Source organism: Parahoeflea alexandrii, from assembly GCF_027214025.1.
Classification (GTDB): domain Bacteria; phylum Pseudomonadota; class Alphaproteobacteria; order Rhizobiales; family Rhizobiaceae; genus Hoeflea; species Hoeflea alexandrii_A.
Genome location: NZ_JAPWHB010000005.1, coordinates 137,899 through 153,423, shown reverse-complemented (window position 1 = coordinate 153,423; position 15,525 = coordinate 137,899). Strand labels below are relative to the sequence as shown.

Here is a 15,525-nt window from a genome sequence, read left to right as displayed (position 1 = left end):
GAAAACGCAATGAAAACGCCCCCCGCGCAGACCTGGGACGACAATGTCGTGCTCTCGGTCGAGCATCTGACCATGCGCTTTGGCGGCCTGATCGCCGTCAACGACCTGAGCTTCAATGTCGGCCGTGGCGACATCACGGCACTGATTGGCCCGAACGGCGCCGGCAAGACCACCGTATTCAACTGTGTCACCGGCTTCTACAAGCCCACCGAAGGCCGCATCGTCATGCGGCACGGCGCGGGCCTGCAGGCCGACAAGATCGAGGCGCTGACCCGCACCGGACGGCAGTTCAACGATGATGGCGACGACCGGGTCTTCCTGCTTGAGCGGATGCCGGATTTCGAGATCTCCAAGCGCGCCAAGGTTGCCCGTACCTTCCAGAACATTCGCCTGTTCGGCGGGATGACGGCGCTGGAAAACCTGCTGGTGGCCCAGCACAATCCGCTGATGCTCGCCTCGTCGATGACCATCGGCGGCATCTTCAACCTGCCGGGTTACCGCAAGGCGCGGGCCGAAGCGATCGACTTCGCTGCCTACTGGCTGGAGAAGACAGGCCTGATCGACCGGGCCGACGATCCGGCCGCCGACCTGCCCTACGGCGACCAGCGGCGGCTCGAGATCGCCCGGGCCATGTGCACAAAGCCGCATCTGTTGTGCCTTGATGAGCCGGCGGCGGGATTGAACCCGCGCGAATCCACCGAGCTCAACAACCTGCTCCAGTATATCCGCAAGGACCACGGCACCTCGATCCTGCTCATCGAGCACGACATGGGCGTGGTCATGGAAATCTCGGATCATGTGGTGGTGCTCGATTATGGCCAGAAGATCTCGGATGGCACCGCGGATCAGGTGAAAAACGATCCGAAGGTGATTTCGGCCTATCTCGGGGTTGACGAGGACGAGGTCGCAGCCGTCGAGGAAAGCATCGATATGCCGGTCATTCACGGCAAGACCAAGCCTGCGGAAAATGGTGAAGGAGGCCAGTCATGAGCACTGAGCAGAACCTTCTGACAATTCGTGGCGTCGAAACCTATTATGGCAAGATCGTCGCGCTGCGCGGTGTCGATGTCGATGTGAAGAGAGGCGAGATCGTCACGCTGATCGGGGCCAACGGCGCCGGCAAGTCAACGCTGATGATGACGATCTGCGGCAGTCCGCGGGCCCGCACGGGCGAAATCATTTTCGACGGCCAGGACATCTCCCGCACGCCGACGCACGAGATCATCCGGATGGGCATCGCCCAGTCGCCGGAAGGCCGCCGCATCTTCGGCCGCATGACTGTCATGGAAAACCTCCAGATGGGCGCGCAACTGGTCGACGACAAGCACTTCGAAGACGACCTGAAGCGCGTGTTCGGCCTGTTTCCACGGCTCAAGGAGCGGGCAGGCCAGCGCGGCGGAACACTGTCGGGCGGCGAGCAGCAGATGCTGGCGATCGCCCGCGCGCTGATGAGCCGGCCCAAGCTCTTGCTGCTCGACGAACCGTCGCTCGGCTTGGCGCCGCTGATCGTCAAGCAGATCTTCGAGATCATCAAGGAACTCAATTCCAACGAGGGGCTAACCGTGTTCCTTGTTGAACAGAATGCGTTTCACGCACTGAAGCTGGCGCATCGCGGCTATGTGATGGTCAACGGCAACATCACCCTGTCGGGCACCGGCGCCGAGTTGCTCAAACGCGATGAAGTTCGCGCCGCCTATCTTGAAGGCGGAGCTCATTAAACGGAGGTAAGACATGGAAAACAGCCTCTTGTGGGAAGTCTCCATTGCGGATTTCATCTTTGTGACCATGATCCTGGGCGGCGGCACGGCCTGGATGACCGGCCGTGCGGTGGCCCAGACCTGGCGCACCCCGCTTCAACTCGCCGGGTACATGATACTCCTGAGCCTTGCGGTGCGCTTCATCCATTTCGCGCTGTTCCACGGGACGCTGCTTTCGGGCTACTATTTCCTGATCGATTTCGTTTTCATTCTTGTCTTTGCCTTTCTCGGCATGCGGTTTACCCGCGCCGAGCAGATTGCAAGACAGTACAGTTTCGCATTCACCCGTTCAGGGCCGTTCGGCTGGCGTCAGAAAAGCAATTAACCGCACAGCAAAACAGCTCGAACCACCATCCAAAAAGGTCTGTATTTCTTTGAAGAGATCGGATTAGATGGTTGTACACGGGGCAAAAGCCCCCCACACCGGCGCCGAACTATGTCAGCGCCTGCGGAGCCGGTGCCAGGAAACAAACAGGTGTTGCTGGGAGTTAACATGAAGAAGATTCTTTTGGCCGGAGCCGCGCTCGGCTTCGCTATGTCCACAGCCTCGGCTGAGATTGTCATTGCAACCGCAGGTCCGATGACAGGCCAATACGCATCCTTCGGGGAACAGATGAAGACCGGCGCCGAGCAGGCCGTGGCCGACATCAACGCCGCCGGCGGCGTCAACGGTGAAATGCTCAAGCTCGAAATCGGTGACGATGCCTGCGATCCGAAGCAGGCCGTTGCCGTTGCCAACCAGTTTGCCGGTAGCGGCGTGGTGTTCGTGGCAGGTCACTTCTGCTCGGGTTCCTCGATTCCGGCATCGGCCGTGTACGCGGATGAAGGCATCATCCAGATCTCGCCTGCCTCGACAAACCCGACCTTCACCGATGAGCGTCCGGGCGGCGCCGATGGCGGCAGCTACCGCGTTTGCGGCCGTGACGACCAGCAGGGCGAAACCGCTGCTGCGTACCTGCTCAAGAACTTTGCCGGCAAGAAGATCGCCTTCGTTCACGACAAGACCGCCTACGGCAAGGGTCTTGCAGACGCGACCATGGGTTCGTTCGAAGCAGGCGGCGGCAAGCCAGCCATGTACGAAGCCTACACCGCTGGTGAAAAGGACTACTCGGCACTGGTTTCGAAGATGAAGCAGGAAGGCATCGACGTGCTCTACGTCGGCGGCTACCACACCGAAGCCGGCCTGATGGCTCGCCAGATGAAGGAACAGGGCATGTCCACCGTTCTGGTGTCGGGCGACGCTCTGGTCACCGACGAGTACTGGGCCATCACCGGCGATGCCGGCGAAGGCACGCTGATGACCTTCTCGCCTGACCCGACCAAGCGCGAAAGCGCTGCCGCTGTCGTCAAGGCGCTGCAGGACGCCGGCAAGACCACCGAAGGCTACGTGATGTACACCTATGCGGCCATCCAGGCCTATGCACAGGCTGTCACCACCGCCGGTTCGACCGACTATGACGCCGTTCGCGGTGCACTCAACTCGGGCAACTTCAGCACCGTTCTCGGCGACCTGAAGTTCGACGCCAAGGGCGACGTCTCACTCCCGGGCTACGTCTTCTACAAGTGGTCGGACGGCAAGTACGCCGAAATCGAATAGTCTTCGATTGAACTGACTGATTGGAGCCCCGGTGTGAAAGCACCGGGGCTTTTTGTTGTCATCACGAGTGTGGAAATCGTTCAGGGTGGTGCAGAGAGCCCATTCCGAATGTCTCCATCGCTTCCGCGACCATCACGTCGCCGTCGAGAGTTCGAGGTCGGCGCCGCGGGATTTGCCGACCACCAGTTCGGCATTGGGAATGTCGTTGGACAGCGCGCGGGCGAGAGCCCGTTCGGGATCGAGACCGTGTTCGAGCCAGCGATCGGTCAATCTCTGCCGCAACTCGTCCGGTCCCGCGGTAAGCATCACAGTCATGTCGAACAGCTCTGCCATCGGCGACCAGTCCTGATCATCCAGCAGAAGGTAGTTGCCTTCCGCAATCAGGAATCGATGATCACGGGTTATGACGCTGCCTCCCGCACGCGACAGGTCAAGCGAGCGGTCGAACACCGGGACAGCAATCTCGTGATCGGCTTCCGTGCGAAGGCGTTTGAGCAGTGCCGCATATCCATCGATGTCGAAGGTAAAGGGAGCGCCCTTGCGTGGCAGCGTCCCGCGCGCTTCAAGCACGGCATTGTCAAAATGAAACCCGTCCATCGGCACGATGGCAGCGCCCTGCCCTCGCCTTTCCATTTCGTCCACCAATGCCTGCGAAAGAGCCGACTTCCCAACGCCGGGGGGGCCGGCCAGCGCAATGACAAAGCGCCGGCTTCCGCCTGCCCTTTCGATCGCCTGATCCGCTATGCGTATGGCATTTGCCTGACGTTTCATGATCTCTTCAGGCCGCGACCGCTTCCTGCGGCGGCTCCTTGGCCCCGGTCATGAAAGCGACGGCATCCGACATGGTGTAGTCCTTGGGATTGATGACGCAGAGCCGCTTGCCCAGCCGGTGGATATGGATGCGATCCGCCACCTCGAAGACATGCGGCATGTTGTGCGAGATCAGGATGATCGGAATGCCGCGCGAGCGGACGTCGAGAATGAGTTCCAGCACGCGCCGGCTTTCCTTGACGCCGAGCGCCGCGGTCGGCTCGTCGAGAATGATGACCTTGGAGCCGAAGGCGGCGGCACGGGCCACCGCCACGCCCTGGCGCTGGCCGCCCGAGAGGGTCTCGACCGCCTGGTTGATGTTCTGGATGGTCATCAGTCCGAGTTCATTGAGTTTTTCGCGGGCGAAGGCGTCCATCGCCTTGTGGTCGAGCTGGCGCAGCAGCGAGCCGCGGAAGCCGGGCTTGCGCAATTCGCGGCCCATGAACATGTTGTCGGTGATCGACAGGGCCGGCGACATGGCCAGCGTCTGGTAGACCGTCTCGATGCCGGCGTGGCGGCCATCCAGCGGCGAGTGGAATTTGACTTCCTTGCCCTCGAGCCAGATCTTGCCCGAGTCCGGGGTAACGGCTCCGGACACGGCCTTGATCAGGGTCGACTTGCCGGCGCCGTTGTCGCCGATGACGGCCAGGATTTCACCGTGCTGGAGATCGAAATCGCAATTGTCGAGGGCGACCACACGGCCATAGCGTTTGACGAGATTGCGTCCCTTGAGAATGGGTTCCATCAGACTGACACCTTTCTGATCCACTGGTCGACGGTGACGGCGGCAATGATGAGCACGCCGATGAGCAGGTAGGTCCATTGCGCGTCGGCGCCGAGCAGCCTGAGCCCCAGCGAGAAAACGCCGACGATCAGCGCGCCGAAGAGCATGCCCATGATCGAGCCGCGGCCGCCAAACAGCGAGATGCCGCCGATCACCACGGCGGTGATGGATTCGATGTTGCCCAACTGTCCCGATGTCGGCGAAACCGAGCCGATACGGCCGATCAGGGCCCAGCCGGCAAAGGCGCAGATCAGGCCCGAGAGCATATAGACCGAGATCAGCGTGCGCTTGACCTGAACGCCGGAGAGTTCGGCGGCTTCGGGATCGTCGCCGACCGCGTAGACATGGCGTCCCCAGGCGGTCTGCTTGAGCACATATGCCAGAAACAACACCAGCAGAACCATGAAGATCGCGCCGTAAGTGAACACGGCGCCGCCGAACGCAATCTTGTTGCCGAAGAACTGCAGCAGAGGCGCCTCATTGGCTATGTCCTGGGCGCGGATGGTCTCATTGGCGGAATAGAGGAAATTGGTGGCAAGCACGATCTGCCACATGCCGAGCGTGACGATGAAGGGCGGCAGTTTCATCACGGCGACGAGAAACCCGTTGATGTAGCCACAGAGGGTGCCGCAGGCGATGCCGGCGGCCACCGCGATCTCGACCGGCAGGCCGTAGCGGAAGGAGAACAGCCCCATAACCACCGACGACAGCACCATGATGGCGCCGACGGAGAGGTCGATGCCGGCGGTCAGGATCACCAGCGACTGGGCGGCGCCGAGAATGCCGACGATCTGGACCTGCTGCAGGATCAGGGTGAGCGCGAAGGGCGAGAAGAATTTCTGGCCCAGAAGCAGCCCGAAGACGAGGATCGAACCGACCAGAACAATTGCCGGGACCATCCACGGCGTCTGGTGCAGGGCATGCTGGATGCGCTTGACGGCACCCTTGTCATTGGTCGCAAATGCGGCGACGGCAGTCGGGCTCGAGGCCGCGGCCTTTTCGAATTCCTGCGTACTGGACATGGTTCCTCCTCCAAGGTCACACGGCATGGATGAGCGGCCGTAACAGCAACAGTACGGCGGTGCTTTGCAACGGGGCGGCCGTGAAGCCGCCCCGGCAGTGTTTACCCATACTGTGAGGCAATCAACCCCAGCAGCGGTCCATGCCTTCGGCGACCGAGATCGACTCGACGCCTTCAGCCGGCTTGTCGGTGACAAGGGCCACGCCGGTGTCGAAGAAGTTCTTGCCTTCGGTCGGAGCCGGCTTGGTGCCGTCCTTGGCCCAGGCGGCGATGGCTTCGATACCCTTGGAAGCCATCAGCAGCGGATACTGCTGCGAGGTGGCGCCGATGACGCCGTCCTTGACGTTGGCAACGCCGGGGCAGCCGCCGTCGACGGAGACGATCAGCACGTCGCCCTCGCGGCCGATGGCTTTCAGCGCCTCATAGGCGCCGGCAGCAGCGGGCTCGTTGATGGTGTAGACGACGTTGATCATCGGGTCCTTGGCAAGGAGGTTTTCCATTGCCTTGCGCCCGCCTTCCTCGTTGCCGGCGGTGACGTCGTTGCCGACGATGCGGGCATCATCCTCGTCGCCCCACTTGCCGGGATCCTTGACGTCGATGCCGAAGCCGGTGAGGAAGCCCTGGTCGCGCAGCACGCCGACGGTAGGCTGGCTCACACCCAGGTCGAGCATGGCGATCTTGGCGTTGGCGGCTTCGGCGCCAAGCGTTGCGGCTGCCCACTTGCCGATCAGTTCGCCGGCGAGGAAGTTGTCGGTGGCGAATGTCGCGTCGGCCGCATCGATCGGATCGAGCGGCGTGTCGAGCGCGATCACCAACAGGCCGGCATCACGGGCCTGCTTGACCGCGGAGACGATCGACGAGGTGTCGGATGCGGTCAGCAGGATGCCCTTGGCGCCATCTGCGATGCAGGTCTCGATGGCCGCAACCTGGGTTTCATGGTCGCCGTCAACCTTGCCGGCGTAGGATTTCAGCGACACGCCGAGCTCGGCGGCCTTGGCTTCGGCGCCCTCTTTCATCTTGACGAAGAACGGATTTGTGTCAGTCTTGGTAATGAGGCAAGCGCCGACGCTGTGGCTGGCAGCCTGTGCCGGAGCAGCGGCGAGAGCGCCAAATGCGGCAGCAGCGAACAGAGCGGTCTTCAGTGCGGTAGTGGTTTTCATGTGATCCTCCCGGGGATTGGCTTTGCAGGTCAGTCTGCATGCGCGCCGAACAGGAAATCCTCACTTCCGTTCATTGCGTCATCACCAAGACAACACCAAACGCCGGCACTTGTCAATTAATAAATAACTCTTATTTAGTAATTGACGGGGGATCGTCTTTGCCGCATTGTTTTGCTAAGGAACAACCGCGATTGAAAATCGTTGCCTTGTGAACAAAATTCAGGTCAACGAAATCGGGGCCAGCGAAACCCGGAGGACTCTGACAGGTGCCGCAAGATCCGAAGACCAGCGAAGACCGTACCGGCTCAGTGAGTCAGGCGATGCGGGGGTCGAACCAGAGCGGGCTGCGCGCCTATAACCAGCGCCTGGTTCTGAGCCTCGTCTACACCCACGGCAATCTGGCCAAGACCGACATCGCCCGCATGACCGGGCTGTCGGCGCAGACCGGTTCGGTGATCATGCGCGAACTGGAAGCCGAGGACCTCATCGTCAAGGGCGAGCCTATCCGCGGCAAGGTCGGCCAGCCCTCGGTGCCACTGTCGATCAATCCCGACGGTGCCTTCTTCATCGGCCTGAAGGTCGGGCGCCGCAGCGCCGAACTCATCCTGATCAACTTCCTCGGCGAGCCCAAGGCGATCCTGCGCAAGAGCTACCCGTGGCCCACCCCGCCGCTGATCGTCACTTTCGTGCGCGAGGGCATCGAGGCGATGATCCAGGGCCTTCCCGAAAACCTGCGCGACCGGGTGGCAGGACTGGGCATCGCCACGCCGTTTCATCTGTGGGACTGGACCGAGCAGGCCGGCGCGCCGCGCGAGGAGATGGATCTGTGGCGCGACTGCGACCTCAGGGCCGAGATCGCCAGCTTCAGCAACATGCCGGTCTACCTGCAGAACGACGCCACCGCGGCCTGCGCCGCTGAACTGGTATTCGGCAAGCACGAAGGCCTGAGCGACTATCTGTATTTTTACATCGGCACCTTCGTCGGCGGTGGCGTGGCGCTCAATGGCAGCGTCTATTCCGGTCGCACCGGCAATGCCGGCGCGCTTGGCCCCCTGCCCGTGGTCGGACCGGACGGCAAGCTGGTGCAGCTGATCGACCGGGCCTCGATCATGCTGCTCGAACGCATGCTCCGGGCCACCGGCCAGGACCCGTCGCCGCTGTGGAACAACCCTGACCACTGGTCCGGATTCGAGGCGCTTGCCGACGAATGGGTCGGGATCGTCGCCCGCGGCCTGGCCCAGGCGATCGTCTCGGGCGCCTCGATCATCGACTTCGAACACGTGATCATCGACGGCGGCATTCCCGCGGAGGTGCGGGAAAAGCTGGTGGCTGCGACACGCGCGGAAGTGAACGCCTACGACGTTCGCGGCCTGGAAGTGCCGAAGATCCTGCCCGGAACCGTCGGCCACCTCGCCCGTGCATTGGGTGCTGCCAGCCTGCCGCTGTTCGACAAGTTCCTGATCGACCGCAACACCCGCCTGGGCAGCGCCTGAGCGCGCCGGCCGGACCGGGCTGACGACTTCAGGCCCCACCCCAACTCCAGAGCATTCCAACCGGCAGCCGCAACGCGGCAAGCCGGCTGACCAGACCGGGAATCAGCTTCTTGCAAATGATTTGCAAGAGCATTGACAACGATCGGAATGCGCATAGATTGCTTGTTGCAAACCATTCGCAGGAAGCAATCATGCGCATCTTCGCAGTTCTGGGATTTCTGACGGTGTTCAGCCTTGGACCGGCAATGCCGGCACTGGCGCAGATCAAGGTCCTGACCTCCTTTACCGTCTTCGCCGACATGGCCCGCAACATCGCCGGCGATCATGCGGAAGTGGTCTCCATCACCCGCGAGGGCGCCGAGATCCACATGTTCCGGCCGACGCCCGGCGACATCAAGCGGGGCTTGGGCGCCGACGTGGTGCTGTGGAACGGCCTCGGGCTCGAAACCTGGTTCGAGCGTTATCTGGAAAATCTCGGTGACGTGAAGGCCTATATCCTGTCCGACGGGGTCGAGCCGATCCTTATTGCCGAAGGCAGCTACCAGGGGCGCGCCAATCCGCACGCCTGGATGTCGCCGGGCAACGCCAACATCTATATCGACAACATCGTCCGCGCCCTGTCTGAGACCGATCCGGAGAACGCGGCCGCCTATGCCGCCAATGGCGAGGCCTACAAGGCCGAGATCGCGGCGACCTTCGCGCCGATCCGCGCGGCCATCGAGGCGCTGCCGGAAGAGAAGCGCTGGCTGGTCACCAGCGAAGCCGCATTCTCCTACCTGGCCCGGGATTTCGGGCTGAAGGAGGCCTCTATCTGGGCGATCAACGCCGACAGCCAGGGCTCGCCGCAGCAGGTGCGCCGCATCATCGACCTGATGCGCGAAAACCGGATCCCGGTGATCTTTTCGGAAAGCACGGTCTCGCCGAAGCCGGCCGAGCAGGTGGCGCGGGAAACCGGCGCGGCCTATGGTGGCGTGCTCTATGTGGATTCGCTGTCGACACCCGACGGTCCGGTGCCGACCTATCTCGACCTGCTCAAGGTGACGTCGGAAACGATCGTTAACGGACTGACGGCAAAACCATGAACGCTCCCGCCCCCACTGGCACGCAGGCTACAGCGATCACCGGTCTCGACGTCCGCGACGTCTCGGTGATCTACCGCAACGGCAACAAGGCGCTCGACGGCGCCTCGTTCTCCGTGCCGAAAGGCTCGATCACAGCACTGGTGGGCATCAACGGCAGCGGCAAGTCGACGCTGTTCAAGTCGCTGATGGGGTTCGTGCCGCTGGCCAGCGGCGAGATCAGCATCATGGGGCTCTCGGTAAAGCAGGCCTTGAGCCGCAATCTCGTAGCCTACGTGCCACAGAGCGAGGAGATCGACTGGTCGTTCCCGGTGCTGGTCGAAGACGTCGTGCTGATGGGCCGTTACGGCCACATGAACTTTCTGCGCATGACCCGGCCCGCCGACCGCACAGCTGTAAACGAGGCGCTCGAGCGGGTCGGCATGACGGCCTATCGCAAGCGCCAGATCGGCGAGCTCTCGGGCGGGCAGAAGAAGCGCGTCTTCCTCGCCCGGGCGCTGGCCCAGGAAGGCCAGGTGATCCTGCTCGACGAGCCGTTCACCGGCGTCGACGTGACCACCGAAAACCAGATCATCGAGCTGCTCAAGGATCTGCGTGCGGAAGGCCGGGTGATGCTGGTCTCGACCCACAATCTGGGAAGTGTGCCTGAATTCTGCGACCGGGCGGTGCTGATCAACCGGTCCGTCCTGGCCGAGGGGCCGACCGGCGAGGTCTTCACCCAGAAGAACTTGCAAAAAGCCTTTGGCGGCGTGCTCAGGCATTTCGTGCTTGGCGGGCAGGATCTGCACGATGATGACGACCGGCGCCAGGTCACAGTGCTGACCGACGACGAACGGCCCTTCGTCATCTATGGCGAGGCCGAACGCAAGGCCCGCAAGGGCAAGAGTGCTGTCGGGGTGCCCGATGAAACCGGGGGCCCGGGCAAGGAAGGCGGCGCATGAGCCTGCTGCTCGAACCCTTCAGTTACGGCTACATGGTCAATGCCATGTGGGTCTCGGCGCTGACCGGGGCGATCTGCGCGTTTCTCTCCTGCTACCTGATGCTCAAGGGCTGGTCGCTGATCGGCGACGCGCTGTCGCACTCGATCGTGCCGGGCGTCGCCGGCGCCTACATGCTCGGCCTGCCGTTCGCCGCCGGTGCGTTCCTCGCCGGAGGACTGGCCGCCGCCGCCATGCTCGCCATCCGCTCGCGCACGCGGCTCAGGGAGGACGCAATCATCGGCATGATCTTCGTCTCATTCTTTGCGCTCGGGCTGTTCATGGTGTCGATCTCGCCGACGCCGATCAACGTGCAGACCATCGTGCTTGGCAACGTGCTGGCGATCACGCCATCGGATTCGCTGCAGCTGATCATCATCGGCGCCGTCACCCTCGTCGTGCTGAGCCTGATCTGGAAGGACCTGATGCTGGTGTTCTTCGACGAGAGCCATGCGCGCACCATCGGCATCCGTGCCGACCTGCTCAAGGGCATCTTCTTCACGCTTCTCGCCGCCTCCACGGTGGCTGCGATGCAGACCGTCGGCGCCTTCCTGGTGATCGCGCTGGTGGTGACGCCCGGCGCCACCGCCTACCTGCTCACCGACCGGTTCCCGCGGTTGATCGTCATTGCCGTGGCGATCGGCTCGATCACCTCGTTCGTGGGAGTGTACCTCAGTTATTTCCTCGACGGCGCCACCGGCGGCGTGGTGATCATGCTGCAGACCGGGCTGTTCCTCCTGGCCTTCGTGTTTGCGCCGCGGCACGGCATCCTGGCCCAGCGGGCGAAAGCGCGCGGCGGCATGAAACCCGAAACGGGAGCTGCGTGATGGACGTGGCGCTCGACTTCTTCATCGACCCGTTCCGCTTCGCCTACATGCAGAAGGCGTTCCTGATCACCTTCCTGATCGCACTGCCGATGGCGGCGATGAGTTCGCTGATGGTGCTCAAGGGCTGGTCGCTCCTGGGCGACGCGATGAGCCACGCGGTGCTGCCAGGTATCGTCATGGCCTATATCGCCGGCCTGCCGCTGGTGATCGGCGCCTTCGCCGCAGGCCTGTTCTGCGCGGTGGCCACCGGCTGGCTCAACGCCAACAGCCGGGTGAAGGAAGACACGGTGATGGGCATCGTGTTTTCCGGCATGTTCGGCTTGGGCATCGTGCTGCATGTCAGCGTCCGCTCCAGCCTGCATCTCGATCACATCCTGTTCGGCGACATGCTCGGCGTCAGCTGGTCCGACATTTCCGCGACCGCCCTCCTCGCGGCACTCTGCGGCGGCTTCCTGCTGATCAAGTGGCGCGATCTCGTCGCCCAGGCCTTTGACGGGCTGCATGCGCGGGCCATCGGCCTGAAGACCGGCTGGCTGCATTACGGGCTGCTGACGGCCATCGCGCTGATGATCGTCGCCAGTCTCAAGGCTGTGGGCATCATCCTGTCGATCGCTCTCCTGGTGGCGCCGGGCGCCATCGCCTTTCTGGTGGCCCGCACCTTTGCCGGCATGCTGACCGTGGCGGTCGGTTCGGTGATGCTCTCGGCCCTCGTCGGCATCTTCGCAAGCTACCACATCGACAGCGAACCGGCCCCGACCATGGTGCTGATGATGACCGGCCTGTTCGTGGTGGCGCTGGTGGTGAGCCAGCTGCGGGATTTGAGGATGCGGCGGCTGGCCGGATCAACCGCGACCGAACGCATCGCGGCCGTCGCTGACAAATAGGCAGCGCCTCCCCGCCCATGCGCCAGGCGCCCTGTCCTGACGCAAAGGGACGACTTGCCTTTGCGATGAACTCCATACAATATCCATATAATTTCAAACCGGGGTATCGTGATGGCCAAAACGGAATCCAAGATCGTCTGGTGCCCGACCATCCGAAAGGCTGACGGGCCGCTCTATCTGGCGATCACGGACGCGCTGTCTGCCGATATCCTGTCCGGCAAGCTCGCGGCAGGTGACCGGCTTCCCCCGCAACGCGCTCTGGCTGAAGCCCTGGAGATCGATTTCACGACGGTCAGCCGCGCCTACGCCGAGGCAGGCAAGCGCGGGCTTGTCGAGGGCAAGGTCGGACAGGGCACTTATGTCCGCAAGAAGCATTCCGCAGCAAGACGGCCCGTGCCGAGCGGACTTGTCGACATGAGCATGAACCTGCCGCCGCGTTTTGATGACGCTGAACTGGTTTCGCGCATGTGGGAGGGAATACGCAACCTCGAAACTTCGGGCGGCATTGATCTGTTGATGCGTTACCAGGAGGCCGGTGGAGCGCGACGCGACAGGGAAGCCGGAGCGCTCTGGCTGTCTTCGCGCCTCGACGGCGTCACACCCGACCGCGTTCTGATCTGCCCCGGCGCCCAAGGCGCACTGCTGGCGCTGGTGGGCCTCCTGGCGGCGCCCGGGGAGACCATATTGGCCGAGGCCCTGACCTATCCCGGGATCCGCTCCGTTGCCGCCCATCTGAGGGTAAATCTTGCCGCAGTGGCAATGGATGAGGAAGGCCTCATTCCCCAGTCATTCGAGGACGCCTGCCTCCGTACAAAGCCAAAGGCGCTTTACTGCACGCCTAACCTCCACAATCCCACGACGGCAACGCTTTCGACGGCGAGACGCCATGCGATTGTCGACATCGCGCGGCGCTACCACGTTCCCATCATTGAGGACGATGCCTACGGTGCGCTGCCGGTGACCCCGTTGCCCCCGCTGGCAAGCCTTGCCCCCGAACTGGTCTATCATGTTGCCGGCCTCGCCAAATGCGTCGCGCCGGCGCTGCGCATCGCCTATCTGGTCGCTCCGGAAGGCAGCGCAACGTCGAGAGTGAACAACGCAATCCGGGCAACCGCCTCGATGGCGTCTCCCTTGACCGCCGCGATCGCATCGCACTGGATTGAAGACGGAATCGCCGAAGCCGTGGTGGCGGCGATCCGGCGCGAGACTGCTGCACGCCAATCCATTGCGATCCGCATCCTGCCGGCAAGGAATGTGAGATCGGATCCACAAGGCTTCCATGCCTGGCTGACCCTCACGCCACCATGGACCCGGGCAGAGTTTTCGTCGCGCCTGCGATCGGAAGGCATCAGCGTTGTTGCGAGCGATGCCTTTGCCCTGGGTCCTGCTCCCGAAGCGGTAAGGCTGGGCCTTGGAGCGCCCGAGAGCCGCGAAGACCTCGCCAAAAGCCTGCAGGTGGTTGCCGATCTTCTGGACCAGTCGCCCGCCGCGTTTTCAATGGTTGTCTGAAACCAGCGCGCCATCCATCCATACACTTGACATTGAAAGCATACAATATACATACAATAAATAATTGATAGCACACAGCGATGAGCGAACCGGTGTCCGAGCCACATCACCGGCTCCTCATGCCGGGAATGGTCTCGCACAGATCACGAAAGGAAGCCCGATGCACAGCGAACGCGAATGGCCACCGCTTGAACCTGTCCGAACCGGCATCAGGGGACGCTGCCCGCGCTGTGGGGAAGGCCACATATTTCAAGGCTTCCTGACGCTCCGCCCCAAATGTGAAGTCTGCGGCCTCGACTACTCGTTTGCCGACCCGGCCGATGGACCCGCATTTTTCATCATGATGTTCGCCTGTGTCCCGAGTACGATTTTCGCACTCTGGCTGCAGATCAATTACGAGCCGGCCTGGTGGGTGCATTTTCTTACCACCGTCCCCCTGATGCTGCTGACCTGCGTGCCCCCCCTGCGCCCCGTGAAGGGCTGGCTGGTGGCCAGCCAGTATTTCCACAAGGCCCAGGAAGGCACCATCGACCGCGACTGGGTGGAAAACCGATCGTAAGGCCCTGCGGCCGCGGCCGCCTGCGTGGCGCACCGAGGGCTGAACCAGCCCGCGAGCAACAACCTAAGAGCACTGTGAGGGAGGTAAATTTCGTGTATGACTACAGGACATCAAATTTATTCGCCGCATACCTCAAAACAGCACTACCCGAAACTGCAGCAGAAAACGAATAAAATGTAAATAATAAGTTATTTATAGCCACCTGCCGATCATACTTACTACCGAATATCAGCATAATTGGGCTAGAAATGTATTTTATCGAAACTCCCAAAATGAGAACCAATATTTGAAAAGAAAAATATAAAGCAGCGATAATATAAAACAAAACAAGAAGAGCCGACATGATAATTATAATAATAAAAACGAACAAAGATATAAAAAACAAAATAAATTTTCCAAAAGCACCATAAGATAAATACATCCCTTTAATTTGCCCTACAACCAATTTTAATCCTTCTATTGCGGATTTATAACCCTCTCTCATATTATCGACCGCTATATGTTGTGCGATTCTATACTCTATATAAGCAGCGGCAATTCTATTTCCAGGTCCGTCAACGCCATCAAATTTATAGTCAGCGTTTTTGTACGCAAAAAACATTGATAATATTTGAAATAAAGCAGAAATTATGACAAACAATAAAATATAAAAATTATCTCCTACATCAAGCACTGAGGACAATCTTATTACTAAATTTTCATGCAAGAATTTCAATTCATAACTTAGATATGACTCGAATTGATCTATGGAAAACGCCGACGACATGATTCCAAACGCCGACAACGGGCCGGAAACTACAGCGAATACATTATTACGATTATCCATATGTATCAGAGGAAAAATATATTCATAGCGAAAGCGATCTGTTTGCGACTAATTTCTTCCCAAAAATCAAATTTCCAACCTCAGATCGATAACATTCGCGGATAATTGTTTAAGCCATTGCACCTTATTACGCCATTCTCAGCTCACAATGAATTAGGAGCAAGCAGGAAGAATTCCACAACTTTTGCCGTCTTTCCTTTTCGATGACCTGGACGATGCAAAAGAGTTCCCGATTTTTGCAA

General features: G+C 60.9%; 16 protein-coding genes. 11 read left to right on the top strand and 5 right to left on the bottom strand.

Going from position 1 to position 15,525, the window contains the following annotated elements; genetic code table 11:
* Window positions 1-9 precede the first annotated feature (9 nt).
* The 4 genes from O4H62_RS17150 to O4H62_RS17135 all read left to right on the top strand — a co-directional run bounded on the left by O4H62_RS17150 (window position 10) and on the right by O4H62_RS17135 (window position 3,354).
* The gene (locus O4H62_RS17150; RefSeq protein ID WP_269389694.1) at window positions 10-990 is read left to right on the top strand and encodes an ABC transporter ATP-binding protein; all 981 of its coding nucleotides are present in this window, start codon (window positions 10-12) and stop codon (window positions 988-990) included.
* Window positions 987-1,718 (top strand): ABC transporter ATP-binding protein, encoded by a 732-nt coding sequence (locus O4H62_RS17145; protein ID WP_269389692.1) that lies wholly within the window; start codon window positions 987-989, stop codon window positions 1,716-1,718. The genes O4H62_RS17150 and O4H62_RS17145 overlap by 4 nt, the downstream gene beginning before the upstream one ends.
* Before the next feature lie 13 nt (window positions 1,719-1,731).
* Window positions 1,732-2,082: a DUF6867 family protein gene (locus O4H62_RS17140; protein ID WP_269389690.1), complete on the top strand. Its 351-nt coding sequence runs from the start codon at window positions 1,732-1,734 to the stop codon at window positions 2,080-2,082.
* Between the two features lie 168 nt (window positions 2,083-2,250).
* The gene (locus O4H62_RS17135) at window positions 2,251-3,354 is read left to right on the top strand and encodes a branched-chain amino acid ABC transporter substrate-binding protein (RefSeq protein ID WP_269389689.1); all 1,104 of its coding nucleotides are present in this window, start codon (window positions 2,251-2,253) and stop codon (window positions 3,352-3,354) included.
* Window positions 3,355-3,486: 132 nt separating this feature from the next.
* Here the strand turns inward: O4H62_RS17135 and O4H62_RS17130 are convergent, their stop codons facing one another.
* From O4H62_RS17130 to O4H62_RS17115, 4 genes are all read right to left on the bottom strand, one after another.
* Complete coding sequence (locus tag O4H62_RS17130; RefSeq protein WP_269389687.1) at window positions 3,487-4,125, bottom strand: nucleoside triphosphate hydrolase; 639 nt, start codon at window positions 4,123-4,125, stop codon at window positions 3,487-3,489.
* 7 nt (window positions 4,126-4,132) lie between these two features.
* Window positions 4,133-4,909 (bottom strand): ATP-binding cassette domain-containing protein, encoded by a 777-nt coding sequence (locus O4H62_RS17125; protein WP_269389686.1) that lies wholly within the window; start codon window positions 4,907-4,909, stop codon window positions 4,133-4,135.
* Window positions 4,909-5,970, bottom strand: coding sequence for an ABC transporter permease (locus tag O4H62_RS17120; RefSeq protein WP_269389685.1), 1,062 nt, complete (start codon window positions 5,968-5,970; stop codon window positions 4,909-4,911). Before O4H62_RS17120 ends, O4H62_RS17125 begins: the two co-directional genes overlap by 1 nt.
* A gap of 121 nt (window positions 5,971-6,091) precedes the next feature.
* Entirely contained in the window at window positions 6,092-7,129 is a 1,038-nt protein-coding gene (locus O4H62_RS17115; RefSeq protein WP_269389683.1) for a sugar ABC transporter substrate-binding protein, read from the bottom strand.
* A gap of 320 nt (window positions 7,130-7,449) precedes the next feature.
* On the opposite strand from O4H62_RS17115, the gene O4H62_RS17110 reads away from it, so the two are divergent.
* The 7 genes from O4H62_RS17110 to O4H62_RS17080 all read left to right on the top strand — a co-directional run bounded on the left by O4H62_RS17110 (window position 7,450) and on the right by O4H62_RS17080 (window position 14,457).
* Window positions 7,450-8,622, top strand: coding sequence for an ROK family transcriptional regulator (locus O4H62_RS17110; protein ID WP_269390281.1), 1,173 nt, complete (start codon window positions 7,450-7,452; stop codon window positions 8,620-8,622).
* A gap of 191 nt (window positions 8,623-8,813) precedes the next feature.
* On the top strand, window positions 8,814-9,704 hold the full coding sequence (locus tag O4H62_RS17105; RefSeq protein ID WP_430538457.1) for a metal ABC transporter substrate-binding protein: 891 nt from the start codon (window positions 8,814-8,816) through the stop codon (window positions 9,702-9,704).
* Window positions 9,701-10,642 carry a manganese/iron ABC transporter ATP-binding protein gene (locus O4H62_RS17100; protein ID WP_269389682.1) on the top strand — a complete coding sequence of 314 codons (942 nt, stop codon included), beginning with the start codon at window positions 9,701-9,703 and terminating at the stop codon, window positions 10,640-10,642. The genes O4H62_RS17105 and O4H62_RS17100 overlap by 4 nt, the downstream gene beginning before the upstream one ends.
* Window positions 10,639-11,505 (top strand): metal ABC transporter permease, encoded by an 867-nt coding sequence (locus tag O4H62_RS17095; protein WP_269389680.1) that lies wholly within the window; start codon window positions 10,639-10,641, stop codon window positions 11,503-11,505. The genes O4H62_RS17100 and O4H62_RS17095 overlap by 4 nt, the downstream gene beginning before the upstream one ends.
* Entirely contained in the window at window positions 11,505-12,389 is an 885-nt protein-coding gene (locus O4H62_RS17090) for a metal ABC transporter permease (protein WP_269389678.1), read from the top strand. Before O4H62_RS17095 ends, O4H62_RS17090 begins: the two co-directional genes overlap by 1 nt.
* 111 nt (window positions 12,390-12,500) lie before the next feature.
* On the top strand, window positions 12,501-13,898 hold the full coding sequence (locus O4H62_RS17085; RefSeq protein ID WP_269389677.1) for a PLP-dependent aminotransferase family protein: 1,398 nt from the start codon (window positions 12,501-12,503) through the stop codon (window positions 13,896-13,898).
* A 160-nt stretch (window positions 13,899-14,058) separates the two neighbouring features.
* Window positions 14,059-14,457 carry a DUF983 domain-containing protein gene (locus tag O4H62_RS17080; protein ID WP_269389675.1) on the top strand — a complete coding sequence of 133 codons (399 nt, stop codon included), beginning with the start codon at window positions 14,059-14,061 and terminating at the stop codon, window positions 14,455-14,457.
* Window positions 14,458-14,557: 100 nt separating this feature from the next.
* On the opposite strand, the gene O4H62_RS17075 is transcribed toward O4H62_RS17080, so the two are convergent.
* Window positions 14,558-15,130: a hypothetical protein gene (locus O4H62_RS17075; RefSeq protein ID WP_269389673.1), complete on the bottom strand. Its 573-nt coding sequence runs from the start codon at window positions 15,128-15,130 to the stop codon at window positions 14,558-14,560.
* Window positions 15,131-15,525 lie beyond the last annotated feature (395 nt).